The sequence below is a fragment of the Enterobacter wuhouensis genome (assembly GCF_004331265.1).
Lineage (GTDB): Bacteria > Pseudomonadota > Gammaproteobacteria > Enterobacterales > Enterobacteriaceae > Enterobacter > Enterobacter wuhouensis.
In genome coordinates, this window is record NZ_SJOO01000014.1 from 45048 (window position 1) to 71297 (window position 26250).

Annotated in this window: 21 protein-coding genes and 4 tRNA genes; 6 read left to right on the forward strand and 19 right to left on the reverse strand. The window is 55.4% G+C overall.

From position 1 onward, the window contains the following. Both hemY and E0L20_RS21310 read left to right on the forward strand, forming a co-directional pair. Positions 1-1200, forward strand: coding sequence for a protoheme IX biogenesis protein HemY (gene hemY, locus E0L20_RS21305; RefSeq protein WP_131635696.1), 1200 nt, complete (start codon positions 1-3; stop codon positions 1198-1200). 169 nt (positions 1201-1369) lie between these two features. After that, positions 1370-2581, forward strand: a complete 1212-nt coding sequence (locus E0L20_RS21310) for an MFS transporter (protein ID WP_131635697.1) — start codon at positions 1370-1372, stop codon at positions 2579-2581. A gap of 506 nt (positions 2582-3087) precedes the next feature. Here E0L20_RS21310 and E0L20_RS21315 read toward each other — a convergent pair. From E0L20_RS21315 to trxA, 17 genes are all read right to left on the reverse strand, one after another. Continuing rightward, positions 3088-3164 (reverse strand) — tRNA-Pro (locus E0L20_RS21315). A gap of 47 nt (positions 3165-3211) precedes the next feature. Continuing rightward, positions 3212-3297, reverse strand: a tRNA-Leu gene (locus E0L20_RS21320). Positions 3298-3319: 22 nt separating this feature from the next. Continuing rightward, positions 3320-3395 (reverse strand) — tRNA-His (locus E0L20_RS21325). 67 nt (positions 3396-3462) lie between these two features. Further along, a tRNA-Arg gene (locus E0L20_RS21330) sits at positions 3463-3539 on the reverse strand. 117 nt (positions 3540-3656) lie between these two features. Beyond that, positions 3657-5027, reverse strand: a complete 1371-nt coding sequence (thrP, locus tag E0L20_RS21340) for a bifunctional threonine/serine APC transporter ThrP (RefSeq protein ID WP_131635698.1) — start codon at positions 5025-5027, stop codon at positions 3657-3659. A gap of 196 nt (positions 5028-5223) precedes the next feature. Next, complete coding sequence (gene wecG, locus E0L20_RS21345; protein ID WP_131635699.1) at positions 5224-5964, reverse strand: lipopolysaccharide N-acetylmannosaminouronosyltransferase; 741 nt, start codon at positions 5962-5964, stop codon at positions 5224-5226. A gap of 12 nt (positions 5965-5976) precedes the next feature. Next, complete coding sequence (wzyE, locus tag E0L20_RS21350) at positions 5977-7329, reverse strand: ECA oligosaccharide polymerase (RefSeq protein ID WP_131635700.1); 1353 nt, start codon at positions 7327-7329, stop codon at positions 5977-5979. After that, the gene (locus E0L20_RS21355; protein ID WP_131635701.1) at positions 7326-8405 is read right to left on the reverse strand and encodes a TDP-N-acetylfucosamine:lipid II N-acetylfucosaminyltransferase; all 1080 of its coding nucleotides are present in this window, start codon (positions 8403-8405) and stop codon (positions 7326-7328) included. The genes wzyE and E0L20_RS21355 overlap by 4 nt, the downstream gene beginning before the upstream one ends. Next, positions 8402-9652, reverse strand: a complete 1251-nt coding sequence (wzxE, locus tag E0L20_RS21360; RefSeq protein WP_131635702.1) for a lipid III flippase WzxE — start codon at positions 9650-9652, stop codon at positions 8402-8404. Before wzxE ends, E0L20_RS21355 begins: the two co-directional genes overlap by 4 nt. 1 nt (position 9653) lies before the next feature. Then, on the reverse strand, positions 9654-10784 hold the full coding sequence (rffA, locus tag E0L20_RS21365) for a dTDP-4-amino-4,6-dideoxygalactose transaminase (protein WP_131635703.1): 1131 nt from the start codon (positions 10782-10784) through the stop codon (positions 9654-9656). Between the two features lie 4 nt (positions 10785-10788). Beyond that, complete coding sequence (gene rffC, locus E0L20_RS21370; RefSeq protein ID WP_131635704.1) at positions 10789-11466, reverse strand: dTDP-4-amino-4,6-dideoxy-D-galactose acyltransferase; 678 nt, start codon at positions 11464-11466, stop codon at positions 10789-10791. Continuing rightward, the gene (gene wecC, locus E0L20_RS21375) at positions 11463-12725 is read right to left on the reverse strand and encodes a UDP-N-acetyl-D-mannosamine dehydrogenase (RefSeq protein ID WP_131635705.1); all 1263 of its coding nucleotides are present in this window, start codon (positions 12723-12725) and stop codon (positions 11463-11465) included. Before wecC ends, rffC begins: the two co-directional genes overlap by 4 nt. After that, positions 12722-13852 (reverse strand): non-hydrolyzing UDP-N-acetylglucosamine 2-epimerase, encoded by a 1131-nt coding sequence (gene wecB, locus E0L20_RS21380; RefSeq protein WP_131635706.1) that lies wholly within the window; start codon positions 13850-13852, stop codon positions 12722-12724. The genes wecC and wecB overlap by 4 nt, the downstream gene beginning before the upstream one ends. 56 nt (positions 13853-13908) lie before the next feature. After that, positions 13909-14955, reverse strand: a complete 1047-nt coding sequence (wzzE, locus tag E0L20_RS21385; protein WP_131635707.1) for an ECA polysaccharide chain length modulation protein — start codon at positions 14953-14955, stop codon at positions 13909-13911. Between the two features lie 12 nt (positions 14956-14967). Continuing rightward, on the reverse strand, positions 14968-16071 hold the full coding sequence (wecA, locus tag E0L20_RS21390; RefSeq protein ID WP_131635708.1) for a UDP-N-acetylglucosamine--undecaprenyl-phosphate N-acetylglucosaminephosphotransferase: 1104 nt from the start codon (positions 16069-16071) through the stop codon (positions 14968-14970). Between the two features lie 240 nt (positions 16072-16311). Then, positions 16312-17571: a transcription termination factor Rho gene (gene rho, locus E0L20_RS21395; RefSeq protein ID WP_001054528.1), complete on the reverse strand. Its 1260-nt coding sequence runs from the start codon at positions 17569-17571 to the stop codon at positions 16312-16314. 341 nt (positions 17572-17912) lie between these two features. Continuing rightward, a complete protein-coding gene (gene trxA, locus E0L20_RS21400; protein ID WP_006179218.1) occupies positions 17913-18242 on the reverse strand; it encodes a thioredoxin TrxA in 330 nt (109 codons plus the stop codon). A 144-nt stretch (positions 18243-18386) separates the two neighbouring features. Here trxA and rhlB point away from each other — a divergent pair, with 144 nt between their 5' ends. Both rhlB and gppA read left to right on the forward strand, forming a co-directional pair. Then, the gene (gene rhlB / locus E0L20_RS21405; RefSeq protein ID WP_131635709.1) at positions 18387-19652 is read left to right on the forward strand and encodes an ATP-dependent RNA helicase RhlB; all 1266 of its coding nucleotides are present in this window, start codon (positions 18387-18389) and stop codon (positions 19650-19652) included. Positions 19653-19658: 6 nt separating this feature from the next. Beyond that, positions 19659-21143 carry a guanosine-5'-triphosphate,3'-diphosphate diphosphatase gene (gppA, locus tag E0L20_RS21410; protein WP_131635721.1) on the forward strand — a complete coding sequence of 495 codons (1485 nt, stop codon included), beginning with the start codon at positions 19659-19661 and terminating at the stop codon, positions 21141-21143. 56 nt (positions 21144-21199) lie between these two features. On the opposite strand, the gene rep is transcribed toward gppA, so the two are convergent. Continuing rightward, positions 21200-23224, reverse strand: a complete 2025-nt coding sequence (rep, locus tag E0L20_RS21415) for a DNA helicase Rep (protein WP_131635710.1) — start codon at positions 23222-23224, stop codon at positions 21200-21202. Positions 23225-23309: 85 nt separating this feature from the next. On the opposite strand from rep, the gene ppiC reads away from it, so the two are divergent. After that, positions 23310-23591: a peptidylprolyl isomerase PpiC gene (gene ppiC / locus E0L20_RS21420; RefSeq protein WP_131635711.1), complete on the forward strand. Its 282-nt coding sequence runs from the start codon at positions 23310-23312 to the stop codon at positions 23589-23591. Between the two features lie 93 nt (positions 23592-23684). Here ppiC and ilvC read toward each other — a convergent pair whose 3' ends face one another. Then, entirely contained in the window at positions 23685-25160 is a 1476-nt protein-coding gene (ilvC, locus tag E0L20_RS21425) for a ketol-acid reductoisomerase (protein ID WP_131635712.1), read from the reverse strand. A gap of 150 nt (positions 25161-25310) precedes the next feature. Between ilvC and ilvY the strand changes: the two genes are divergently transcribed. Continuing rightward, positions 25311-26201, forward strand: coding sequence for an HTH-type transcriptional activator IlvY (gene ilvY, locus E0L20_RS21430; protein ID WP_131635713.1), 891 nt, complete (start codon positions 25311-25313; stop codon positions 26199-26201). The last annotated feature ends 49 nt before the right edge of the window (positions 26202-26250 follow it).

Sequence of the window (26250 nt, forward strand, 5' to 3'; positions counted from 1 at the left end):
ATGCTTAAAGTTCTCTTCCTCTTTATCCTGCTGATCGCCGGGATCGTGCTGGGGCCCATGCTTGCGGGGCACCAGGGCTATGTGCTGATCCAGACGGATAACTACAATATCGAGACAAGCGTGACGGGGCTGGTGATTATCCTGATCCTCGGGGTCGTGGTCCTGTTTGCTGTCGAATGGATCCTGCGCCGCATCTTCCGTACCGGAGCGCATACCCGCGGCTGGTTCGTTGGCCGTAAGCGCCGACGCGCCCGTAAGCAAACCGAGCAGGCGCTGCTCAAGCTGGCCGAAGGTGATTATCAGCAGGTTGAAAAGCTGATGTCGAAGAATGCCGACCACGCCGAGCAGCCGGTGGTGAACTACCTGCTGGCCGCTGAAGCCGCGCAGCAGCGTGGTGATGAAGCCCGTGCCAATCAGCATCTTGAGCGTGCGTCTGAGCTGTCTTCCAAAGATCCGATTCCGGTCGAAATCACCCGCGTTCGCTTACAGCTGGCGCGTAACGAAAACCACGCGGCGCGTCACGGCATCGATCGCCTGCTGGAAATTACCCCCCGTCACCCTGAGGTGCTGCGGCTTGCCGAGCAGGCCTATATTCGCACCGGCGCATGGGGCTCGCTGTTGGACATCATTCCTTCCATGGCGAAAGCCGACGTGGGCGATGACGAGCATCGTGATGAACTTCAGCGCCTCGCATGGATTGGGCTGATGGATCAGGCCCGTGCCGATCTGGGCAGCGATGGGCTGAAAACCTGGTGGAAGAATCAAAGCCGTAAAACGCGTCAGCAGGTTCCACTGCAGGTGGCAATGGCGGAACATCTGATTGAATGTGACGATCATGACACCGCGCAGGAGATCCTTCTCGACGGCCTGAAACGTCAGTACGACGATCGTCTGGTCATGGTGATCCCGCGTCTGAAAACCAATAATCCGGAGCAAATCGAGAAAGTGCTGCGCCAGCAGATCAAAACCGTTGGCGATCGCCCGCTGCTGTGGAGCACGCTCGGTCAGTCGCTGATGAAGCACGGCGAGTGGCAGGAAGCGAGCCTGGCCTTCCGCGCGGCGCTGAAGCAGCGCCCGGATGCCTTTGACTACGCCTGGCTGGCCGATGCGCTGGACAAGCAGCATAAGCCGGAAGAAGCTGCCGCCATGCGGCGCGATGGACTTATGCTGACGTTGCAGAATAACGGCACTCAGCCGTAACTAAAAAGGAGGCCAGGCGGCCTCCTTTTTTTATTGCGGCTCTCCTGCTACATTCTTTACATCTCAATCAGGATACGAACCCGCCAATGTAACGATCTCTTTTCATTAACCTTTATTTATACACGTGCAAATTGCGCGTGGACTATATCGTTTTTGAAAGGAAATCGTCATGAACTCCCTTTTGTATACGCTTATCGAGGCGCTCCGCGCTCACGGCTGGCTGCGCCTGATGAGCTGCGCCTTTATTTTTTCGTCGCTGGGAAACGGCTTAACCCAGGTGGTTGTCTTTGGTTTACTGCTGCAGTGGGCTGCACCAACGGCGCTGTTAACGCTCGCCTTCCTGTTTGCCACGCTACCCGGGTTTATCGGAAGTATGCTCGCTGAAAAGCTGTGCCAACGGTTTTCCCCCCTGTCTCTGCTAATGTTCACCGAGCTGTTGGGCTTACTCGCCCTGCTCTTTCCGCTGCTCGGCGTTCATTATCACAGCATTCCTGCGTTGCTTGCCGTGCAGTCCACTGAAGCGTTGCTAAGTGGAATGAGCTGGCCTGCGCTTGCGCTGCTCTTCAAGCGCGGACTCAGTGAATCAGAATTACCTGCCGCTGCCTGTCTGGAGAACGTGATTTTCGCTTCTCAGATTCTGTTAGGAACGGGGCTGGGCGTGCTGCTCTTTCACAGAATTCCGGTATGGGACCTGCTGGCAATTGATGCCGCCAGCTTCCTCGGGTCGTTGTTGATGCTATTTCTGGCCGGGCGGTTCTTTGAAACACGCATAACATCGGTACCCGCCAAAGAGAATTCCACCGTTTCTCTAAGCTGGCAGACGCTGACTCTCCGGCAAAAACGCAGCCTGCTGCTCCTTCCCGCGCTGGCCGCGGTCGGTTCACCGGCAATGGCACTGCTGCCGGCGCTGGCGCAGCAGATCCAGCCAGAGGACGCGGCAGGTCTTGCGCTACCTCTGCTTTTCGCCAGGAGTATGGGACAGCTTTGCGGCCCTCTTCTGCTAAAAAGAGACAGCCTGACGCGGTTTGCGGCACACACCCCAAGGTTGCTGATCTGCCTTGCCGTTTTTTTAGCGGCTTACGGAACACTTCCATTTTTTTCCGGATGGGTGGCATGCGCGCTGGCGGCGATCTTCGTCGCACATCTGGCGTCGAATATTGTTTTTGCGGCGGGTACGTTCGGCGTACTCAGTAGCTTTCAAGCCGTACAGATTTCAGCTGCCAGCGGTAAAGCCTGGCGATGGCAGACACTCAGTGCTTCGCTCTTTACCGGCATTGCCGCGATGACGGCGGCTGAATATGGGGCGATACATGCGCTGTATGCTATATCGACAGGCGCACTGCTTCTGGTTGCGGTAGTATTATACTGCTATGCGGAATAAGGCATAAAAAAACGCCTGCTATAAAAGCAGGCGTTAAACAGGTCTGTATGACAACATATTTGGTGCTTCACTCAACGTTGTGTCCATGGTGTTTGATGAGGCCGAAGCGACATCTGTCAGTGGACGATAAGCACCGTAAACGGCTCTGCGTCATTCCTGAGTTTATGAGGCGCTAAGGCGAACATAAGAGATGGAATGAGCATCTACAGGTATATTATTGCACGTTACGTGCCAATGTATCACGCAGAACTTTTACATTACGCAACATTTTAAGATAAAAGGAAATTCTGCTGCTAAGCTCCGCCTGACCCCGTGGAAACGACTGTTTATTATCCTGAAGTGTCGTCATTAAGAGACAGCAATATCAGAAACACACGATATTATTATTTTTCAATGATTTAAATGTCGTTAAATCGCGACAGGAGGGAGTACTGTTTGTTGGGGAATGACGACAGGCAGAGTGAAAGGCAGAAAACAAAAAACCCCGCCGAAGCGGGGTTCAAAATTGGTCGGCGAGAGAGGATTCGAACCTCCGACCCACTGGTCCCAAACCAGTTGCGCTACCAAGCTGCGCTACTCGCCGATGTACTGCTTTTTTTGAATTTTTAGTTCAATTCATTTAAAAAGTCGTGGTGCGAGGGGGGGGACTCGAACCCCCACATCCAAAGGACACTAACACCTGAAGCTAGCGCGTCTACCAATTCCGCCACCTTCGCAATTCACAACTCTTTCAAATAATGGGGTGGCTAATGGGATTCGAACCCACGACAACTGGAATCACAATCCAGGGCTCTACCAACTGAGCTATAGCCACCACTGTATTCTTAACTCACGCGGTACTGACTACTTCTCAGACCACCGCAGCTCCAGCACCGGGTAAATGGTGCGCCCGACAGGATTCGAACCTGAGACCTCTGCCTCCGGAGGGCAGCGCTCTATCCAGCTGAGCTACGGGCGCTTAGCGCCGTTGCGGGGCTGGATATTACGTACCTCCGTCCCCGCTGTCTAGTGCTTTTTTGAAAAATATGCGCGTTTGGTTATGGTTTGCACATTTTGCCGCTTAATCCTCCACTTTCTACGTGGTGGAACGGCGACCCAGGCCAAATAACTTATAGGCAGCCGTGACGGCGGCCAGGAAGATCGCCCCGACAAACAGCGACATGCGGGTATCTTCATTAAAGTACATACCGATTAATACGCAAATCAGGAACACCATCGTCGCATAGTTCGCGTAGGGGAACAAAATCGAGCGGAACGGATGGCTGGCAATCGCCTGCTTGTGCGCCTGACGAAAACGCAGCTGGCTTATCAGGATCACAAACCACGGCACCATTCCCGGCAGCACGCTGGCGCTATAGACGTAAACAAAGACCTGCTGCGGGTTCGGGATGATGTAGTTCAGGCAAGAGCCAATGAGCAGAATCGCAATGGATACCGCCACGCCGGCAACCGGTACGCCCGCACGTGAGACTTTACTCATCGCCGCCGGCAACTGGTTGTTTTTGGCGAGCGCAAAGAGCATACGCCCGCAGCTGTACATGCCGCTGTTACAGCCGGATAGCGCCGCCGTCAGCACCACAAAGTTGATGATGCCCGCTGCAGCCGTGATGCCAATCTTCGCAAAGGTCAGGACGAAGGGGCTACCGGTCGTGCCGATTTCATTCCACGGGAAGATAGTCACGATAACGAAGATCGCACCCACGTAGAAAATCAGGATACGCCACAGCACTTTCCCTACCGCGCTACGCAGCGTGACCTGCGGGTTCTTGGCCTCGCCCGCCGTAATGCCAATGAGCTCGACGCCCTGGTAGGACGCCACCACGATACACAGCGCCGTCAGGAAGCCTTTCCAGCCGCCCGCGAAGAAGCCGCCGTGCTCGGTGAGGTTGCCGAATCCAATGGAGTGCCCGCCGTTGCCAAAGCCGAAGAAGATCACGCCCAGGCCGACCACAATCATCACGATAATCGTGGTGACTTTGATCATCGCGAACCAGAACTCAATCTCACCGTAGAGGCGCACCGCCGCCAGATTCGCCAGCGCCACCAGCCCCACGGCGATAAGCGCAGGTATCCACTGGACCATGTCCGGGAACCAGAACTGCACGTAGACCCCTATCGCGGTGATTTCCGAGATGCCTACCGCCATCCACATAAACCAGTACGACCAGGCCGTGAGATAGCCAAAAAACGGACTCATATAACGGTGCGCGTAAACGGCGAAAGAACCGGTCACCGGCTCCATAAACAGCATTTCGCCCATCGAACGCATGATGAAGAAAACGAACAGCCCGGCGATGATGTACGCCAGCAGGACGGAAGGGCCAGCCCATTTGAGCGTGCTTGCGGAGCCCATGAACAGGCCAACGCCGATAGTGCCGCCCAGCGCTATCAATTCAATATGTCGAGCTTCCAGCCCACGCTGTAGCTCCGGTTTTTTCTCTGCCATAAATCCTCGGTTGTGTTTGCTGTTTTCCGGCTTGGGCCGATTTTTGTTTTTTAGGGGTACTGAAATACGGAGCGAATGGTTTCTCAAATTCGGCCAAATGGCAAACGATGCATTAAAAAAATGAATGCATTGGACATAAAGGCAGCAGTTTTGCGGGGGAGTTGCAGCGCGAACAGCATATCGCGCTACATTTTGATTACATTTTTCCGGTGTAGTGCCAGGCGAGGTAGCGGAGCAGACGGATCTGACGTTTGATACGCGTCGGTTGTGATAACAGGCGATAGAGCCACTCCAGGCCCAATTTTTGCCAAAACTTTGGCGCGCGCTTAACGTGGCCGGTGAACACGTCATAGGTGCCGCCAACGCCCATATAGAGCGCATCCGGGCAGACCAGACGGCAATCTCGCATCAGGATCTCCTGACGCGGCGACCCCATCGCCACGGTAACGATTTTCGCCCCGCTGTCGCGGACGCGTTCAAACAGCGCCTGACGATCTTCAGGTTTGAAGTAACCGTCCTGGCTGCCCACAATGTTAACATTCCACTGACGGCGCAGCTTTTGTTCGGTCTGCGCCAGTACCTCTGGCTTACCGCCAATCAGGAATACCGGCGTGCCTTCAGTGCCCGCGCGGGCCATAAGCTGCTCCCAGAGATCGGCCCCCGCCACGCGTGAAACATTAGCACCGGGAAACTTTTTACGGATAGAGCGCACCACGCTAATACCGTCAGCATATTTAAACTCAGCGGCCTCTATCAGGCTTTTGACTTCAGCATTGTCTTCTACCGCCAGCATTTTTTCCGCGTTAATAGCCACCAGCGTGCCCGATTTCATCTGCCCGTCCGCGAACAGAAAATCCAGCGCGTGTTGCATATCTCGCCAGCCAATCAGCTGGAGACCGCGCAGCACATAGCGCGGCGCAGTAGTTGTGTCTGTCATGACCTTCCTTACTCAGACTTGCGACAGCGTTCTGCTGCCCTGTGGCTCGCGCTTGTGTACAAGCCCCGCGCTGTCAAACAGCCAGTACAGCAGCTTGGCCAGCAGCAGGCAGACGCCGAAAACGACTATAAAGAAAACGACGCGGGAAACGAACGAATCCAGCCCCTCGCGCGCCAGCACGATCATATTGAAAATGGCACCAAAACAGAAACTGTGCAAAATGGCAGCCTTGTAGCGGTTTGCCTCTTCGTTACCCCGCTGATAAAGCCAGTCGAACCACTTAATAATCAATCCAACGGCAACCGCGCCGGGAAGGATAAACCAGGTCCCACCCATCACGACCAGCGAACCGATCAGCGTCGGTGAAATCGCCAGGCCGGAATGGTTGTTCAGCACTTCCCAGGTAAAGTAGTTCGCCGTATTAAGTACGACACCCGGACGATCGGGCCACAGCCAGGTCGGGATAAAGACGTAGAAGTCTCGCACAATAGGTGCCAGACCCTGGAAGTCGATTTTGTCGTAGTTTTGCAGCAGCAAGGCCAGATTTTCCCACGGCGAGAAGGTGTCGCGCGTGAGGTACAGGAAGGTGTAAAACGCTTCATCACCGGCAACGTTTAACCCGTAGCGCTTCAGCGCCAGCCAGAACATCCCCACAATGCCAAATACGCCTGCAGCGACCAGCATCCACAGGGAGATCCACCCGCGAATAATGCCGATAAACAGGAAGATCGCAAAGGCGATGATGATGTTAGCGCGCGTACCGCCCACAATCATGTAGGTTAAAATACCGAACGCGACGGTGCTGACCAGGAAGAACAGCCAGGCTTTGCTGTCCTGACGCAGGAAGAAAATCACCAGCATCGCCGGAATGAAGAAGTAGAAGAAACGCTTGAGCGCCACCCCTGAGACTTCGGCAGAGAAGATCTGGCTGTAGGACTGCAGCTTGAACAGCAGGAATCCGTTGTGCATGAAGAAGATGCCCACGCTCACCAGCGCGATAGCCATCAGCATCACCCACGTCAGATGCGTCTCCACCCGGTTCATGGTGAACAGCGGTCGCCGTGGCCCGGCCGCTTTCGCTGAACGTAGCCGCGTTTTGTAGGTAACGTAGTACACCGCATAGAAGCAGGTCGCGGAAAGCAGCGCCTGCAGCAGGATCTCCGGCGGCGCGACCGCAACATCAAAGCGGAAAACCAGAATGCTGGTCAGCGGGAAGCCGAAGAAGAAGGTCAAAAGGAAAAGTAACGAGAAGAACACGTTAAAATTGAAACGCACGCGGCGGAATTCGAACCAGGTCAGCGTGGCGATAAATAACGTGCTCAGTAGCCAAACCACCAACAAGCCGCTGAATTGCAACTGGCTCATGCGTTTTCTCCTGCAGCGATACGCAGCGCGCGATGCCACGGCGTGAGGTAGTTCGGGCTAAAGAAATCGATGGCACTTTTGTCCACCAGCGCAAGCTGCCGCTGCGCTTCACGCACCACCGCGACATTCAGCGTATCCGTGGTAAACAGCACCGGAATGTGCTGCTCGGTCATATCCTGCCAGAACGGGTTTTCGCGGTTGAGCACGCACGGAACACCCGCCTGGATCAGCAGACATAACGTACCAATTCCCTGCTGACGGGCAAAGATAAAATAGCCCAGATCGCACGTTCTCAGCAGCGCCAGATAGTCATCAAACTCCAGCTTATTCTGCAATATTTGCACGTTCTCAGCGCTGAATAGCGCAAGCCCCTGCTGGCGAACTTCATCAATGTAAGCGTCGTTGTTGGCCGGATAGCCCATGGGCACAACCACTTTTACCGTGTCGCCAAACTGCTGATGTACCGCCCGAAGCGCCGCCACGTGCTCATTGCTGCGATCCCCGGAGTTACCGATCAGAATCATCAGTTTACCCTCGCGCGGCGTATCGTCAGCCATGTTGTTCAGCGCAGGGTTCATGCGCGTCGGGAAATAGAGCAGCTCACCGTGTACGCTGGGATGTTGCTTTGCAAAGTAGTTGAGATCGCCACGGGTTGCGAATACGCAGCCTACACGCCCCTGGGCCATGCGGCGCAGCGGGTAGAAGAGGCGGAATTTCAAGCCGCGGGAGACTTCGTAGAGGTCTGCGCCCCAGATATGCCAGCTGCACTGGGAAGGCTTGATCCCGCCGCTCAGCAGCGCCAGCCACAGGCCGGTATTAAACTGTCCGTGGAAGAAGAAGCGCTGCTCACGGTCTGCTTTCGCTTTTTCCACAACCGCCTTCGCCAGCGCGGCTTTATCTGGCCAGAAGCGGATGTTGAGCATCGGACACGTCGCGCTCAGGCCGTTGTCCTGGCCTGCAACCATAAACTCGCGCGCGTCGGCTGTGCCGGATGCCAGTTCATCGTTGAAGAACCGTAAAACGGTCTGGTTATGGTGTGGGATGTCCGATCCCAGTATGTGAATCAGTGCAGTCATGCGCGTTTACGCCAAAGTAAAAATACGCCGCAACAGGCAGCGAAATAAACAATATAGGTCGCCATATAGGCCTGAGCAGCCCCTAGCGCACCGTGCCCGGGGATTAGCCAGTGGGAGAACGCCGTCAGCAGCGTAAACTGGCTAATTTCCGCCAGGATATACAACCGCAGCGAGGCTTTCGCTATCACCAGATAGCCGAAAACGTAAGCGCCTACTTTCAGCACATCACCCACCAGCTGCCAGGCAAACAAATCGCGCATGGCGGTAAACTTCGCCGAGAAGAGCAGCCAGATGGCGACGTCGCGCAGTAGCCAAACGGTAAAACTGGCCGCTGCCACGGCAGGAAGCACAAACCGCAGGGAGCGGATAATCTCGCGGGTAATATCCTTTTTTACGGTCAGCCGCGATAAGGTTGGCAGCAAATAGACGCTAAAGGAAGCCGTTATAAACTGGAGGTAGGCATCTGAAATGCTGCTCACGCCCTGCCAGATCCCCACTTCATCCCAGCTGTAATGCGCCGCCAGCAGGTTTCGCATCATCACATAGGCCACCGGAAGGGTGACCGACGTAATGAGCGCCATCAGGGTAAATTTCCCTAACTGGCTGGCCAACACTTTGTCCCACTGCGGCTTGAGGTAGCTTAGGGGGATAACGCCTCTGCGCATCAGCATAAACGCAGCAGGCACAACCACCAATGCTGGCACCAGCGCCAGCCCCAGCAACGCGCCCTCATAGCCGCCCAGACGATAGCAAACGTAATAGGCAATAACGCCGATGATGCTGCCCAGAATCAACGCAAGGGCGTTCCCGGCAGCATCGCGGAAGCCTTTCATTAACGCCAGCAGCAGGTTCGCCCAGGCGATGCCCATCTGGACGAGGGCAACCAGGCGCACCAGCCCCTGATAATGCGTATGTCCAAACAGCCCCTGGCTAATTGGCGCTGCAGCCAGCAAAAAGACAACGGCCAACAGCGTCGAGAAGCCCAACACCATAGCCGATGACGTGCCGACCACGTTGCGCAGCCGGGCCGGATCGTCGTGATATTGGGCTACGTATTTGGTGACGCCGTTGAAGATCCCGGCGCCGGCTAACACGCCTAACACGGTGACCAGCTGACGGAAATTGCCCGCCAGCCCGACGCCTGAGGGGCCAAATGAGACGGCCAGCAGCTTGACGACCAGCAGCCCGGCGCCAATTTTTACGAGCGTGGACGCCGCCGTCCACACCGATGCTTTCGCCAGAGACATATCAGCCGAAATAACTCAGAAGGGTATTAATCACCGTGCGCTGATTAACAGGCGCGAGGTTGTAGAACAGTGGCAAGCGAAGCAAACGCTCACTTTCTTTTGTAGTGTAGCGATCTTCGCCCGCAAACACGCCAAACGCCTCACCGGCCGGGCTTGAGTGCAGGGGAATATAGTGGAACACCGCCATGATCTCGGCCTCTTTCAGCCAGGCAATCAGCTCGCTGCGATCGTCGTTATCGCGCAGCTTAATGTAGAACATATGGGCATTGTGGACGCAATCAGCCGGAAGGGTTGGCAGCTCAATGCGCCCCGCTTTTGCCAGCGGCTCCAGCGCGTCGTAGTAGGTCTGCCACAGGGACAGGCGCTGCAGATTAATACGCTCTGCGGCCTCCAGCTGCGCCCACAGGTAGGCCGCCTGCAGATCCGCCATCAGGTAGCTTGAGCCAATATCGCGCCAGGTATATTTGTCGACCTGACCGCGGAAGAACTGGCTGCGGTTAGTGCCTTTCTCACGGATCACCTCGGCACGTTCCACCAGCGCACGATCGTTAATCAACGTCGCGCCGCCCTCACCGCCTGCGGTGTAGTTTTTGGTTTCGTGGAAGCTAAAGCAGCCGATATGGCCGATGGTTCCCAGCGCGCGCCCTTTGTAGGTGGACATTACGCCCTGCGCGGCATCTTCCACCACAAACAGGTCATGCTTTTTGGCGATCGCCATGATGGTGTCCATTTCACAGGCGACGCCCGCGTAGTGAACCGGGACAATCGCACGTGTTTTCTCGGTGATCGCGGCTTCAATCAGCGTTTCATCGATATTCATGGTATCCGGACGCACATCGACAAAGACGATTTTCGCTCCGCGCAGGACAAACGCATTCGCCGTGGAGACGAAGGTGTAGCTTGGCATAATCACTTCATCGCCGGGCTGGATGTCCAGCAGCAGCGCCGCCATCTCCAGAGATGCCGTACAGGACGGCGTCAGCAGCACTTTGGCGCTGTGAAAACGCTGTTCCATCCACTGCTGGCAGCGGCGCGTAAAACCGCCGTCGCCACAGAGCTTGCCGCTGCCCATGGCAGACTGCATATAGTCGAGTTCGGTTCCGACGACGGGTGGTGCGTTAAATGGGATCATCTTGTCACCTGTATAGCCAGTAAGCGGTGGCTTCTACGTTGGCGCCACTCGCAATATAACGTTTAAGTGCGGCGGTATTGCCCATCTGGGTTCCCACGCGCAAAGTGGTAAGCTGCTGCTGCTGTGCCCAGCGTAGCGCCGCCTGCATAAGTTTCTCGCCCATGCCGCGCCCGGCGAGCAGGCCAATGCGCGCCTCATGCTCGCTGAGCTTGCGAAGCGACACAAATCCCTGAATCTGGCCATCTGCTGCACGGAAAACCAGGCAGACGTGGTCGAATGTTCCTTTGACCGCGTTCTCAATCCATTGGGCGTAAAAACGGCCGCTGTCCTCTGGCGCGTACCAGGGCGCGCGAAAACGGCTCCGGGAAAACGCCTGCGCGGCAAGCTGCCGGAGCGCCGGGATATCCTGCTCGGTTGCTACCTCCGCGCCAGCTGAAACATGTCGGGTTAGCGCGATGGAGAGGTCAACCTCGCCTTCAACCAGCCGAAACCCGTGCTGCTGGAGCGCATCCAGCACGTCAACTCGGCTTGCCGGAACCTTCGCCTGCACGCGTTGCCAGGCCGCAAAGTCGGCTTCCGTCATGACAGGAGCGTCGTCGCTCAGGCGAACGATGGCAGAAGGCAGGCCGAAGAAAGCACTCTCCCATTCCAGAGGTTCAAGCACGCCATTGAGTTGACTCAACGCCACACACCCTTCGTATCCACCACATACTGCTGAGATACCGCATCGCCAGGGATGGCTTTGAAGGCGTTATGATCCACCAGCAGTACCAGAACGTCCGCCGTTGCCAGCGCATCATCAAGAGCGGTAAGCGTGCAGTGCCCCGCCAGCTTTGCGGGCAGCGCGTGAATATTCGGCTCAACCACCTGCGTTTCGCCCTTGTGCCACTCGGCAATCATCCCGGCAATTTCCATCGCCGGACTTTCGCGCAGATCGTCGATGTTTGGCTTAAAGGCCAGGCCAAAGCAGGCAATTTTCAGCTCGCTGGCGCGTTTGCCGCTCTCGGCCAGGCAGTCTGCGACCGTGGCTTTTACCTGGTTCAACACCCAGTGCGGCTTACTGTCGTTAACTTCGCGCGCGGTGCGGATCAGACGGGCCTGCTTCGGATTTTGCGCCACGATAAACCACGGGTCGACGGCGATACAGTGCCCCCCAACGCCAGGGCCGGGCTGGAGAATGTTGACGCGCGGATGGCGATTCGCAAGGCGAATCAATTCCCAGACGTTAATCCCCCGATCGGCGCAAATCAGCGACAGTTCGTTCGCAAAGGCGATGTTGACGTCGCGGAAGCTGTTTTCCGTCAGTTTGCACATTTCAGCGGTGCGGGAGTTGGTCACTACGCATTCGCCTTCGAGGAAAATTTTGTACAGCTCGCTGGCGCGCGCGGAGCAGACCGGGGTCATGCCGCCGATCACGCGATCGTTTTTAATCAGTTCGACCATTACCTGGCCTGGCAGAACGCGCTCCGGGCAGTAGGCGATATTAATATCGGCCTGCTCTCCCGCCTGCTGCGGGAAGCTTAAATCAGGGCGCGCCTCCGCCAGCCACTGCGCCATCTGTTCGGTGGCGCCCACTGGCGACGTGGATTCCAGAATGACCAGCGCCCCTTTCTTCAGGACAGGGGCGATAGATTTCGCCGCCGCCTCAACGTAAACCATGTCCGGCTCGTGCTCGCCTTTAAACGGCGTTGGAACCGCAATCAGATATGCATCGGCTTCAACCGGGGTGGTACTGGCGCGCAGGAATCCCCCCTCCACCGCTTTTTTCACCACGCGGTCGAGATCGGGCTCTACGATATGAATTTCGCCGCGGTTAATGGTTTCTACCGCTCGCGCGTTGATGTCCACGCCCACAACCTGCTTTTGACGAGAAGCAAAGGCAGCCGCAGTAGGCAGTCCAATATAGCCAAGACCCACGACAGAAATGGTAGTAAAACTCATAGCGATACCCGATTGTGTTTAAGTGCATGCAAAATACGGCCACAAGCCTGCCCATCACCGTACGGGTTATGGGCCCGGCTCATCGCCTGATATTCTTCGTCATCGTGCAGCAGGCGCGTGACCTCGTCGACGATACGCTGCGTGTCCGTACCCACCAGACGCACCGTGCCCGCGGTAACCGCTTCCGGGCGTTCGGTCGTTTCACGCATCACCAGCACGGGCTTGCCGAGGGAAGGCGCCTCTTCTTGAATGCCGCCGGAATCGGTGAGGATCAGCCAGGCGTGGTTCATCAGCCAGACAAACGGCATGTAGTCCTGTGGTTCAATCAGCAGGACGTTGTCGACATGGCCGAGGATGCGGTTAACCGGCTCGCTGACGTTAGGGTTAAGATGCACCGGATAGACAATCTGCACATCTTCATTCTGCGCCGCGATTTCAGCCAGCGCGTGGCAGATTTGCTCAAAGCCACGGCCAAAGCTTTCGCGACGGTGGCCCGTCACCAGAATCGTCTTCTTACCGTTGTTCAGGAACGGGTAACGCGCGGCAAGTTTCGCCTGAAGATCGGTATTCGCCAGCACACGGTCACGCACCCAAATCAGGGCGTCAATCACCGTATTCCCGGTCACAAAGATTTTGTTATCGGCGATATTTTCTTGCAGCAGGTTCTGACGCGAGTTTTCCGTAGGCGCGAAGTGGTACATCGCCAGATGCCCGGTGAGCGTACGGTTAGCCTCTTCCGGCCACGGCGAGTAAAGGTTGCCGGTGCGTAAACCGGCCTCAACGTGCCCCACGGGGATACGCTGGTAAAATGCGGCCAGGCTTGTGGCAACCGTTGTAGTGGTGTCGCCATGCACCAGCACGACGTCTGGTTTAAACGATTCCAGAATAGGCTTTAACCCTTCCAGAATACGGCAGGTGATCTCCGTTAATCCTTGTCCCGGCTTCATAATATTGAGATCGTAATCCGGGACGATAGAAAAGAGAGACAAGACCTGATCGAGCATCTCCCGATGCTGAGCAGTAACGCATACCTTCGCTTCAATATCAGGATCTCTGGCCAGCGCATGAACCAGAGGCGCCATCTTTATGGCCTCCGGCCTGGTGCCAAATACGGTAAGTACTTTCACATCGATTCTCTTCGATTAAGCGATGAAGGCCGCAGCCTTCATCGTAGACGGCGTTCTCAGTGTGTGCGGCGACGCGTTAACGCCACGCCAGCGCCGATCAGTGCACCCACAATTCCCCACATAATCATCAGGAATGCGCGGCGCGGACTATCGCGTTTTACAGGTTCTTCAGGCGTTCTTAAATAACGATAGGTCTGAAAACGGGAATCCAATGTCGGCCCTACGTTCAGCGTGTTCAGCATGGCGCGGTTTTGATCGTAGTCGAGATCAAAGTCCGGGCCTACGGCCTGGAGGTTTTCCAGACGCGCCTGCAGCATTGGGCGACCAAGCAGGAACATTTCGGAATCAGGCAGTTCATCAGCCGGAACATCCGTCTCACTGCGGGAGATATTGTGTTGTTCCGCAATTTTCAGCGCCTGCTCAATGTTGTGCACGCGGCGGTTGAAAATGGCCTTAGCCACCTCTTCCTGCCGTTTCACCTGGGCTTTCATCTGAATCGTACGGGCAGCCCATGCGCCTTTAAGCTCATCGTTCAGATGGCTCGCCGCACGCTGGCTGGCAAAGGCGACATACTGACGCAGCAGGTTGTTGGCATCTGGCGCGGTTTCAGCGATTAGCTTCACGCTATCGTTTATGTTGCGAAGCGCATCACCCGGCATAAACTGGATATTGTTAATCATGTCATCCAGAAGAGCGGCATCTGCTTTACTGTTACCCGCCATGCGCTGCTTGTAATAGTCCGTCTGATTCCAGAAATCACGACGGGTATCCCAGGACGCAAGCTGCATCACGAACTCTTTGTAGGCTTCATCCATGACGGATGCTTGATCGGGCGTAGCGAGATTGGCTTTGATATCCAGATTACGCAAGAACTGCTGCTGCGAGTAGTACCCGCCCAGCATATTAACCGTTGGTCTGTCAGCGATCGCCGTGGCGCTCCACTCTTGTTTTGCAAAGAAGGTGTAGGCGAGCGCAACAAGCGCAAAGCCTATTGCGACCCCAGCAATCCACAGCTTGCCTGCCCATAACACGCGAAACAAGCCACGAATATCCAGCTCATTTTCGGTCATCTCTGATTTTGCTCCCGCCAACGGTTGAGTCATCACAATCCCAGTTTATTTAGTTAAAGTTGGATTATTGCCACTATTTCGACGCATCCTGCGCTTGATACGCTTAACGAAACGCGCAACTTTCCAGGCGCGTTTAATGCAATAGCCATACAGGGAAAACGCAAGCAAGAACAATACCAACATAACCCACTCAGGAATAAAGTGGGCATATTCCGCTGCCACGCCAATCCCCGCAAGAATAGCAGCCGCCAGCGTAATAAGCACAAAAGCCTGACGGGAAGTAAATCCTGCTCGCATGATCAAATGATGAATATGCTGTCGGTCGGCTGAGAAAGGACTCATCCCTTTACGCAGGCGGCGATACATAATTGCCACCATATCCATTAGCGGAATGGCAATGATCCATAGCGCAGTTACCGGGCTAATTGGATGAACCTTACCCTGCGTGGTTTCAAGCAAGATCCAGATGATGGTAAATCCAATAAGCGTGCTGCCCGCATCGCCCATGAAGACTTTGTAGCGACGCCCAAGCACACCAAGATTCAACAGGATATAAGGCAGAATGGCGGCAATCATAGCGAAACACCACATGGCGAGACTGTATTGCCCATCAAACCACAAAATCATACCGATAGCAGCAAATGAGACGCAGGAGAGTCCCCCCAGCAGGCCATCAATGCCATCCACCATATTGAACGCGTTTATCGCAACCCACACGGCAAAAAGGGTAAGGAAATAGCCAAACGGGCCAAGCACCATCTCCCATGAGCCAACGATGTAGCCCAGACTGCTGAGATGCAGTTTTGCAACCACCATCATCGCGATACCGACCGCCGCCTGAACAAAAGCGCGAATTTTGACGCTGATGTCATAACGATCGTCGAGTGCCCCTACCACGACCAGCACCGTCGCACAAATTAGATACAGTCTGGCATGCGGAATATAATAATCAGCAATCGCGAAGGCAAAGCAGATGCCCGCAAAAACGGAGATACCGCCCACCAGGGGGATCATGCCTTGATGGCGTTTTCGGAAGTTGGGTTTATCCACCAGCCCCAGATATTTCGCCACCTTACGTGCCAGAAACAAAAAGCAGGTGGTGAATAAAAAAATACTGGTTAGCTCAGTAAACGTATCAAGTAGGTTCACAATGGATGTTCTCAACAAAGTTAGTCAAGGAAGTATAACCACGAAGGCGCCGCGCCTAAAGGCATAAAGCACACCTCTTACAATCCCATTTGTTTATTATTCAATCTATTAATGTTTTTTCTCTGCGAATAATCTTATTGTCGCACCGGCTGGTCAAAATTGGCAGTCTGAGGTTATAGCGTATAAGCCATAAATGAAAAACGCCACGTAAAAACGTGGCGTTTGCTGGCTTTATTTGCGTTACGAGCGTTTCATCATGTCGAAGAAATCGTCGTTGGTTTTGGTCATCGCCAGTTTATTGATGAGGAATTCCATTGCGTCGATTTCACCCATTGGATGGATGATTTTGCGCAGGATCCACATTTTCTGCAGCTCTTCCTGCGTGGTGAGCAGCTCTTCTTTACGGGTACCGGAACGGTTGTAGTCGATAGCCGGGAAGACGCGTTTTTCAGCGATTTTACGAGAGAGGTGCAGTTCCATGTTGCCTGTACCTTTAAACTCTTCGTAGATAACCTCGTCCATTTTGGAGCCGGTATCAATCAGCGCCGTCGCGATGATGGTCAGGCTGCCGCCCTCTTCCACGTTACGTGCAGCACCGAAGAAACGCTTCGGACGATGCAGGGCGTTAGCGTCCACACCACCGGTCAGCACTTTACCTGACGCAGGAACAACGGTGTTGTAGGCACGCGCCAGACGGGTGATGGAGTCGAGCAGGATGATCACGTCTTTCTTGTGCTCAACCAGGCGTTTCGCCTTCTCGATAACCATTTCCGCAACCTGAACGTGACGAGATGCCGGTTCGTCGAAGGTAGAAGCCACAACTTCACCTTTAACCAGACGCTGCATCTCGGTCACTTCTTCCGGACGCTCGTCAATCAGCAGCACCATCAGCACGCAGTCTGGGTGGTTGTACGCGATGCTCTGCGCAATGTTTTGCAGCAGCATGGTTTTACCCGCTTTCGGCGGCGCGACAATAAGACCACGCTGACCACGACCAATTGGCGAAGCCAGGTCCAGAACGCGAGCGGTCAAGTCTTCGGTAGAACCGTTACCACGCTCCATGCGCAGGCGAGAGTTCGCGTGCAGCGGCGTTAAGTTCTCAAACAGGATCTTATTGCGCGAGTTTTCTGGTTTGTCGTAGTTAACTTCGTTAACTTTCAACAGCGCAAAGTAGCGTTCACCCTCTTTTGGAGGACGAATCTTACCTGAAATGGTGTCACCAGTGCGGAGGTTGAAACGGCGGATTTGGCTAGGGGATACGTAGATGTCGTCAGGGCCGGCGAGGTAGGAGCTGTCTGCAGAGCGGAGGAAACCAAATCCGTCTTGCAATATCTCCAGCACACCGTCGCCAAAGATATCTTCGCCACTCTTAGCGTGCTGCTTCAGGATGGCGAAAATGATGTCCTGCTTGCGCATACGAGCCTGGTTTTCCAGCCCCATATTTTCGCCGAGAGTGATCAGCTCAGAAACCGGCGTATTCTTTAATTCGGTAAGATTCATAATGGTGTGGGTTCTTAAACTCGGGGTGATACTCGAACTTAATGTTGTGAATGGTATGGCAGGGTCATCCATGCCTGTTTAGCGGCCATCGACTCATGTCTGTTCGCTGTCTGGTCACAGGGAAAGAACGCAGAACTGAAACGACAAGACGGATTGAGTGACAAGCCCGGAATCTAGCAACTTCACGCACTGTGTAAGTCAACAACGGGAAGTATCGGGTAAAACAAGATTCAAACAACAAGATATGTTTAAAACGAAGTCATAGCTAACTTAGCACGACTAAAGCCGGGCGTCCAGAGATCCACACAATTTAGGCGCTCTGGACGCGCAGCCGAGAAACCTTACGCCAGGTTAGCGTCCAGGAACTCTTTCAGTTGACCTTTGGACAGTGCGCCCACTTTGGTCGCCGCCACTTCACCGTTCTTGAACAGCAGCAGGGTCGGAATGCCACGGATACCGTATTTTGGCGCGGTGCCCGGGTTCTGGTCGATGTTCAGTTTGGCAACGGTCAGTTTGCCCTGATATTCGTCAGCGATCTCATCCAGAATCGGGGCGATCATTTTGCAAGGACCACACCATTCAGCCCAGAAATCGACGAGGATCAGCCCGTCAGCCTTAAGTACGTCCGTGTCAAAACTGTCGTCAGTCAGGTGAATAATTTTATCGCTCATATATAACTCCACAGGAATAAGCCTGGTACGTTGGTTTCGACTCCACCAACGACGTGTTGATGTCGCATTAACCAACTAAAGGTTGACTTTATTTCACCGGATACGCTTTCGTAAAGCAATAGTAAGCTGATATTCTAACGCACTATGAGCAAAACACACTTAACAGAACAGAAGTTTTCCGACTTCGCCCTGCACCCAAAGGTGATTGAAGCCCTTGAAACAAAAGGGTTTCATAACTGCACGCCCATTCAGGCTCTCGCCCTGCCGCTGACGCTGGCCGGCCGCGATGTTGCAGGGCAGGCGCAAACCGGTACTGGCAAAACGATGGCGTTTTTAACGTCAACGTTTCATTATTTACTTTCTCACCCCGCGATTGCAGACCGCAACGTTAACCAGCCGCGCGCGCTAATTATGGCCCCGACGCGAGAACTGGCGGTACAGATCCACGCAGACGCGGAACCTCTGGCTCAGGCGACTGGCCTGAAGCTTGGCCTGGCCTATGGCGGCGACGGCTACGATAAGCAGCTGAAAGTGCTGGAAAGCGGTGTAGATATCCTTATCGGCACCACCGGTCGCCTGATTGATTACGCCAAACAGAATCACATTAACCTCGGTGCAATCCAGGTTGTGGTGCTGGATGAAGCGGACCGTATGTACGATCTGGGCTTCATTAAAGATATTCGTTGGTTGTTCCGCCGCATGCCTGCTGCCAACCAGCGTCTGAACATGCTGTTCTCTGCAACCCTTTCTTATCGCGTTCGCGAGCTGGCGTTTGAACAAATGAACAACGCCGAATATGTTGAAGTGGAACCCGAGCAGAAAACCGGCCACCGCATTAAAGAAGAGCTCTTCTACCCTTCTAATGAAGAGAAAATGCGCCTGCTGCAGACGCTGATCGAAGAAGAGTGGCCAGATCGCGCCATTATTTTTGCGAACACTAAACACCGCTGTGAAGACATCTGGGGCCATCTGGCTGCAGACGGTCACCGCGTCGGCCTGCTGACCGGCGACGTAGCGCAGAAAAAACGCCTGCGTATTCTTGAAGAATTTACCCGTGGCGACCTCGATATTCTGGTCGCAACCGACGTCGCCGCACGCGGTCTGCATATTCCAGCCGTAACGCACGTCTTTAACTACGATCTGCCAGACGACTGCGAAGACTACGTTCACCGTATCGGGCGTACCGGTCGCGCAGGTGCAAGCGGTCACTCTATTAGCCTTGCGTGCGAAGAGTATGCGCTGAACCTTCCGGCCATTGAGACCTACATCGGTCACTCTATCCCGCAGAGCAAATACAACCCGGAAGCGCTGTTAAGCGAACTGCCGCCGCCTAAGCGTCTTACCCGCCCTCGCGCCGGCAATGGCCCGCGTCGTTCCGGTCCGCCGCGCAATCGTCGTCGTTCAGGTTAAGACATGATGCTCACCTCTACCTCGCTATATGCGGCAATTGATCTCGGTTCTAATAGTTTTCATATGCTGGTTGTGCGTGAGGTAGCGGGAAGCATACAAACGCTGACGCGCATTAAGCGCAAGGTCCGCCTCGCGGCGGGCCTGAGCAGTGATAATCATCTTTCCCCCGAAGCCATGGAACGTGGCTGGCAGTGTCTGCGCCTCTTTGCAGAACGCTTGCAGGATATCCCGCATGCGCAAATCCGCGTTGTCGCGACAGCGACGCTCCGCCTGGCGGTTAACGCCGTCGATTTTATTGCCAAAGCGCAGGAAATCCTCGGCTGTCCGGTTCAGGTCATCAGCGGCGAAGAGGAAGCGCGCCTGATTTATCAGGGCGTTGCGCATACTACCGGGGGTGACGATCGTCGCCTGGTGGTGGATATCGGCGGAGCAAGCACCGAGCTTGTTACTGGCACAGGCGCCCAGGCGACCTCGCTGTTCAGCCTGTCGATGGGCTGCGTAACCTGGCTTGAACGCTACTTTACCGACCGAAATCTCGCCCAGGAGAACTTCGACGAGGCGGAAAATGCCGCACGCGACGTGCTGCGTCCGGTGATGGAAAAACTGCGTTACCACGGCTGGAAGGTCTGCGTCGGTGCCTCTGGTACGGTACAGGCACTGCAGGAAATCATGATGGCGCAGGGGATGGACGAGCGGATTACGCTTCCCAAGCTCCAGCAGCTTAAGCAGCGCGCTATTCAGTGCGGTCGTCTTGAAGAGCTTGAGATTGAAGGGCTCACGCTGGAACGCGCGCTGGTTTTCCCAAGCGGGCTTGCCATTCTGATCGCCATTTTCACCGAGCTGAACATCCAGTGTATGACCCTGGCCGGGGGCGCCCTGCGCGAAGGTCTGGTCTACGGGATGCTGCATCTGTCGGTCGATCAGGATATCCGCAGCCGTACGCTGCGCAACGTGCAGCGCCGCTTTATCGTAGACACCGATCAGGCACAGCGCGTAGGGCAACTCGCGTCGCTGTTCGCCGATCAGGTTAAACACTGCTGGGATATTGAACCGTTAAGCCGCGATTTACTGCTCAGTGCGTGCGCGCTGCATGAAATTGGCCTGAGCGTCGAGTACAAGCAAGCCCCTCTCCATGCGGCCTGGCTGGTACGTAATCTCGATTTGCCAGGCTATACCCCCGCGCAGAAAAAGCTTCTGGCAACGCTTCTGCTGAACCAGACTAACGCCGTCGATCTCTCTTCGCTCCATCAGCAGAATGCCGTTCCGCCGCGCGTGGCTGAACATCTTTGCCGTTTACTTCGCCTGGCGATTTTATTTGCCAACCGCCGCCGAGACGATCTTCTTCCTGCCATAACGCTTGCGGCAGAAGACGAGAAGCTTACGCTGACGCTGCCGAAAAAATGGATGGATAACCACCCGCTGGGTGCAGAGCTGGTCGAACAGGAGTGTCAGTGGCAGAGCTATGTGCACTGGCCGCTTGAGGTAAATTAAGGGCGGGAAAAATGCCGGGTGGCGCTGCGCTTACCCGGCCTACAACGCCTTCTGAATTATCCCTTCTCTTTAGCTTTTGCCAGCATGGCGCGAATGTTAGCTACGTTAGCCTGACCTTTATGCATACGCTCTTCAGCAGTGATCGCTTTGCGTTCTTGCTCCCATATGAGGTCGTCCTGCGGTAGCTCCAGCAGGAAACGACTCGGCTCCGGGCGCACCAGCTCGCCATACTGTCTGCGCTCTTTGCACAGGGTAAAGATCAGCTCTTTCTGGGCGCGGGTGATGCCCACGTAGGCCAGTCGGCGCTCTTCGTCGACGTTATCTTCATCAATACTGCTTTGGTGCGGCAGCAGGCCCTCTTCCATCCCGACCAGGTAGACGTAGGGGAATTCCAGCCCTTTCGACGCATGCAGGGTCATCAGCTGAACCTGATCGGCCTCCTCTTCGCTCTCGCCGCGCTCCATCATGTCGCGCAGCGTAAAGCGGGTGACCACCTGCGTCAGGGTCATCGGTTCGTCGATCTCAGAGCCTTCCAGCATTTCGGTCATCCAGCTAAAGAGCTGGTTGACGTTTTTCATGCGCATCTCTGCCGCTTTCGGGCTGGCGGAGGTTTCGTAAAGCCAGGATTCGTAATCAATACCGTGGATCAAATCACGCACGGCGGCCACAGGTTCGCGTTCTGCCAGGCGCTGCACCTCACCCAGCCAGTGGGTAAAGCGGGTTAACGAGTCATAGCCGCGTCCGGTCAGCGTCTGGCTTAGCCCCATGTCGAAGCTGGCGGTAAACATGCTTTTGTTGCGTGTCATCGCCCATTCACCGAGCTTTTGCAGCGTCGCCGGGCCAATCTCGCGCTTCGGCGTGTTCACGATGCGCAGGAAGGCGCTGTCGTCATCCGGGTTGGTCAGCACGCGCAGATAGGCCAGCAGATCCTTAATTTCCGGACGCGAGAAGAACGAGGTACCGCCTGAAATTTTGTACGGAATACGGTTCTGCATCAGCATCTTTTCAAAGACGCGCGACTGATGGTTGCCGCGATAGAGGATCGCGTAATCCTTATATTCGGTTTTGTTGACGAAGTGGTGGGCAATCAGCTCCCCGGTAACGCGTTCGGCTTCATGCTCCTCATTGTTGGCGCTAAGCACCTTCAGCTCCGCCCCGTAGCCCAGCTCGGAGAACAGGCGTTTCTCGAACACGTGGGGGTTGTTGGCGATAAGTATGTTCGCCGCCTTCAGTATTCGACCGGATGAACGGTAGTTTTGCTCCAGCTTGATCACCTGCAGCGCCGGGAAATCCTTGCTCAGCAGGACCAGGTTTTGCGGTCGCGCGCCGCGCCAGGAGTAGATAGACTGATCGTCATCGCCCACAACGGTAAAGCGCGCGCGTTGCCCTACCAGCAATTTCACCAGCTCGTACTGGCTGGTGTTGGTATCCTGATACTCATCCACCAGCAGGTAGCGGATTTTATTCTGCCAGCGCTCGCGCACCTCTTCATTGCGCTGCAGAAGCAGCGTGGGCAGCAGGATCAGGTCATCGAAATCCAGCACGTTGCACGCTTTCATGTGCGCATCGTACAGGCCGTAGCAGTGGGCGAAGATCCGATCCCGTTCGCCTTTGGCGATCGCCGCAGCCTGGGCCGGCGTCATGAGATCGTTTTTCCAGTTGGAGATCGTCGAGATCAGCTGCTGCAGCAGAACTTTGTCATCCTCGATCAGCCCTTCGGTAAGCTCTTTGAGCAATGCGACCTGATCGGTGTCGTCAAACAGCGAGAAGTTGGACTTCATTCCCAGCGCCGCATACTCGCGTTTGATGATATCCAGCCCCAGCGTGTGGAAGGTGGAGATCATCAGCCCGCGCGCCTCTTTACGGCCCAGCGTCTGGCCGACACGCTCTTTCATCTCACGCGCCGCTTTATTGGTAAAGGTAACCGCCGCAATGTGGCGCGCCTGGTACCCGCAGTTGTGGATCAGATGGGCGATTTTGTTGGTGATCACGCGGGTTTTACCGGATCCTGCACCTGCCAGCACCAGACAGGGTCCGGTGACAAATTCGACGGCTTGTTGTTGTCCGGGGTTTAAACGCATAAATGATCGCTCAATGAAAGTCAGGAGGGGAGAATAACAGCGTGGTAGTATAGCGAGCCTAATCCATACCACTCAAGGCACGATCATGGCAAAAACAGCAGCAGCACTGCATATCCTTGTTAAAGAAGAGAAACTGGCTCAGGATCTTCTGGAGCAGATCAAAAACGGCGCCGACTTCGGCAAGCTGGCGAAGAAGCACTCCATCTGCCCGTCCGGCAAACGCGGCGGCGATCTGGGTGAATTCCGCCAGGGCCAGATGGTTCCGGCGTTCGATAAAGTGGTCTTCTCTTGCCCGGTACTGGAGCCAACCGGACCGCTGCACACCCAGTTCGGTTATCACATTATAAAAGTACTGTATCGGAAATAAACAGCAAGGCCTTCTCTAAGAGAAGGCCTTTAATGTTTGCACCCTCTCCCCGTGGGAGAGGGTCGGGGTGAGGGCATCAGCCCGCACCAGGTGTTAGCCCGCTACCGCGATACGCTTCATATCGGTCATGTAGCCACGCAGCTTCTGGCCCACTTTCTCGATGTCGTGGCTACGAATCGCTTCGTTTACGTCACGCAGCTGCGCGTTATCGACCGCACCTTCCGCAATCGCTTTGCCCAGATCGCCCGTCTGCAGGGTGGCCATGAACTCTTTCAGCAGCGGTACGCAGGCGTAAGAGAACAGGTAGTTACCGTATTCTGCGGTATCAGAGATAACCACGTTCATTTCATACAGACGCTTACGGGCGATGGTGTTCGCGATCAGCGGCAGCTCGTGCAGCGATTCATAGTATGCAGACTCTTCGATGATGCCGGAATCCACCATGGTTTCGAACGCCAGCTCAACGCCTGCTTTTACCATCGCGATCATCAGTACGCCTTTATCGAAGTACTCTTGCTCACTTATTTTGCCGTCGAACTGTGCAGCGTTTTCAAACGCGGTTTTACCGGTCTCTTCGCGCCAGGTCAGCAGATTTTTATCGTCGTTCGCCCAGTCCGCCATCATGCCGGAGGAGAACTCGCCGGAAATGATGTCGTCCATGTGTTTCTGGAACAGCGGCGCCATGATGGTTTTCAGCTGTTCAGACAGCGCGTAAGCACGCAGTTTTGCCGGGTTGGACAGACGGTCCATCATCAGCGTGATGCCGCCCTGCTTCAGCGCTTCGGTGATGGTTTCCCAGCCGAACTGAATCAGTTTTTCGGCGTATGCCGGGTCAGTACCTTCTTCCACCAGCTTGTCGAAGCACAGCAGAGAGCCGGCCTGCAGCATACCGCAGAGGATAGTCTGCTCACCCATCAGGTCAGATTTCACTTCGGCAACGAAGGAAGATTCCAAAACGCCCGCGCGGTGGCCGCCGGTCGCCGCTGCCCATGCCTTGGCAATCGCCATGCCTTCGCCTTTCGGATCGTTTTCCGGGTGAACTGCGATAAGCGTCGGCACGCCGAAACCGCGTTTGTACTCTTCACGCACTTCCGTACCCGGGCACTTCGGCGCCACCATCACAACGGTGATGTCTTTACGGATCTGCTCGCCCACTTCAACGATGTTGAAGCCATGGGAGTAACCCAGCGCCGCGCCGTCTTTCATCATTGGCTGAACCGCACGCACCACGTCTGAGTGCTGCTTGTCTGGCGTCAGGTTAACCACCAGATCGGCCTGCGGGATCAGCTCTTCGTAGGTACCTACTTTGAAGCCGTTTTCGGTCGCTTTGCGCCAGGAAGCACGCTTCTCAGCGATCGCTTCTTTACGCAGGGCGTAGGAGATATCCAGCCCGGAGTCACGCATGTTCAGGCCCTGGTTCAGACCCTGCGCGCCACAGCCGACGATGACCACTTTTTTACCCTGAAGGTAGCTCGCGCCATCGGCAAATTCATCGCGGCCCATAAAGCGGCATTTGCCCAGCTGCGCCAGCTGCTGGCGCAAGTTCAGTGTATTAAAGTAGTTAGCCATGGGTGATACCTCGTAATGTTGTGCGTCTTATTGTTCGGTTCGCTTATGCGAGAATGAACTTACTATATGACAGGAAATTTATTGCGGAAATTGATATATTCACAACGTCACGTTGCAATATGTGCAATGTAAAAAGGGGAAGTGGAATCAATGGATTTACGCGATCTGAAATTGTTCCTGCATCTGGCGGAAAGCCGTCACTTTGGCCGCAGCGCCCGGGCGATGCACGTCAGCCCCTCCACGCTTTCGCGCCAGATCCAGCGCCTTGAGGAAGACCTCGGCCAGCCCCTTTTTGTACGCGATAACCGCACCGTCACCCTCACCGAAGCCGGGGAAGAACTGCGCGTCTTTGCCCAGCAGACCTTGCTACAGTACCAGCAGCTGCGGCATACCATTGACCAGCAAGGGCCCTCGCTTTCCGGCGAGCTGCATATTTTCTGCTCCGTGACCGCGGCCTATAGCCATCTGCCGCCCATCCTCGATCGCTTTCGCGCAGAGCATCCGTCTGTCGAAATCAAGCTCACCACCGGCGACGCCGCCGACGCCATGGAAAAAGTCGTTACGGGTGAAGCCGATCTCGCCATTGCCGGAAAGCCCGAAACCCTGCCGGGCGCGGTGGCGTTTTCGATGCTGGAAAATCTGGCGGTGGTGCTGATTGCCCCTGCCCTGCCCTGCCCGGTGCGTAACCAGGTGTCGGTGGAGAAACCGGACTGGTCCACGGTGCCGTTCATCATGGCCGATCAGGGGCCGGTCCGCCGCCGCATTGAGCTGTGGTTCCGCCGTCAGAAGATCAGCAATCCGTCAATTTACGCGACGGTGGGCGGCCATGAGGCGATGGTCTCGATGGTGGCGCTGGGCTGCGGCGTGGCGCTCCTGCCGGAAGTGGTGCTGGAGAACAGCCCGGAACCGGTACGCAATCGCGTGATGATTTTAGAGCGCAGCGACGAGAAAACGCCGTTTGAGCTTGGCGTCTGTGCACAAAAAAAGCGGCTGCATGAGCCGCTTATTGATGCGTTCTGGAAGATCCTGCCCAACCACTAGCCGGATGGCGGCGCGAGCGCCTTATCCGGCCTACGGCTCGAAAGAACGT

Bases quoted from the DNA above. Each gene is read 5' to 3' on its own strand.
- hemY (WP_131635696.1), top strand. From the start codon at position 1: ATGCTTAAAGTTCTCTTCCTCTTTATCCTGCTGATCGCCGGGATCGTG.
- E0L20_RS21310 (WP_131635697.1), top strand. From the start codon at position 1,370: ATGAACTCCCTTTTGTATACGCTTATCGAGGCGCTCCGCGCTCACGGC.
- thrP (WP_131635698.1), bottom strand. From the start codon at position 5,027: ATGGCAGAGAAAAAACCGGAGCTACAGCGTGGGCTGGAAGCTCGACAT.
- wecG (WP_131635699.1), bottom strand. From the start codon at position 5,964: ATGACAGACACAACTACTGCGCCGCGCTATGTGCTGCGCGGTCTCCAG.
- wzyE (WP_131635700.1), bottom strand. From the start codon at position 7,329: ATGAGCCAGTTGCAATTCAGCGGCTTGTTGGTGGTTTGGCTACTGAGC.
- E0L20_RS21355 (WP_131635701.1), bottom strand. From the start codon at position 8,405: ATGACTGCACTGATTCACATACTGGGATCGGACATCCCACACCATAAC.
- wzxE (WP_131635702.1), bottom strand. From the start codon at position 9,652: ATGTCTCTGGCGAAAGCATCGGTGTGGACGGCGGCGTCCACGCTCGTA.
- rffA (WP_131635703.1), bottom strand. From the start codon at position 10,784: ATGATCCCATTTAACGCACCACCCGTCGTCGGAACCGAACTCGACTAT.
- wecC (WP_131635705.1), bottom strand. From the start codon at position 12,725: ATGAGTTTTACTACCATTTCTGTCGTGGGTCTTGGCTATATTGGACTG.
- wzzE (WP_131635707.1), bottom strand. From the start codon at position 14,955: ATGACTCAACCGTTGGCGGGAGCAAAATCAGAGATGACCGAAAATGAG.
- rho (WP_001054528.1), bottom strand. From the start codon at position 17,571: ATGAATCTTACCGAATTAAAGAATACGCCGGTTTCTGAGCTGATCACT.
- trxA (WP_006179218.1), bottom strand. From the start codon at position 18,242: ATGAGCGATAAAATTATTCACCTGACTGACGACAGTTTTGACACGGAC.
- rhlB (WP_131635709.1), top strand. From the start codon at position 18,387: ATGAGCAAAACACACTTAACAGAACAGAAGTTTTCCGACTTCGCCCTG.
- gppA (WP_131635721.1), top strand. From the start codon at position 19,659: ATGCTCACCTCTACCTCGCTATATGCGGCAATTGATCTCGGTTCTAAT.
- rep (WP_131635710.1), bottom strand. From the start codon at position 23,224: ATGCGTTTAAACCCCGGACAACAACAAGCCGTCGAATTTGTCACCGGA.
- ppiC (WP_131635711.1), top strand. From the start codon at position 23,310: ATGGCAAAAACAGCAGCAGCACTGCATATCCTTGTTAAAGAAGAGAAA.
- ilvC (WP_131635712.1), bottom strand. From the start codon at position 25,160: ATGGCTAACTACTTTAATACACTGAACTTGCGCCAGCAGCTGGCGCAG.
- ilvY (WP_131635713.1), top strand. From the start codon at position 25,311: ATGGATTTACGCGATCTGAAATTGTTCCTGCATCTGGCGGAAAGCCGT.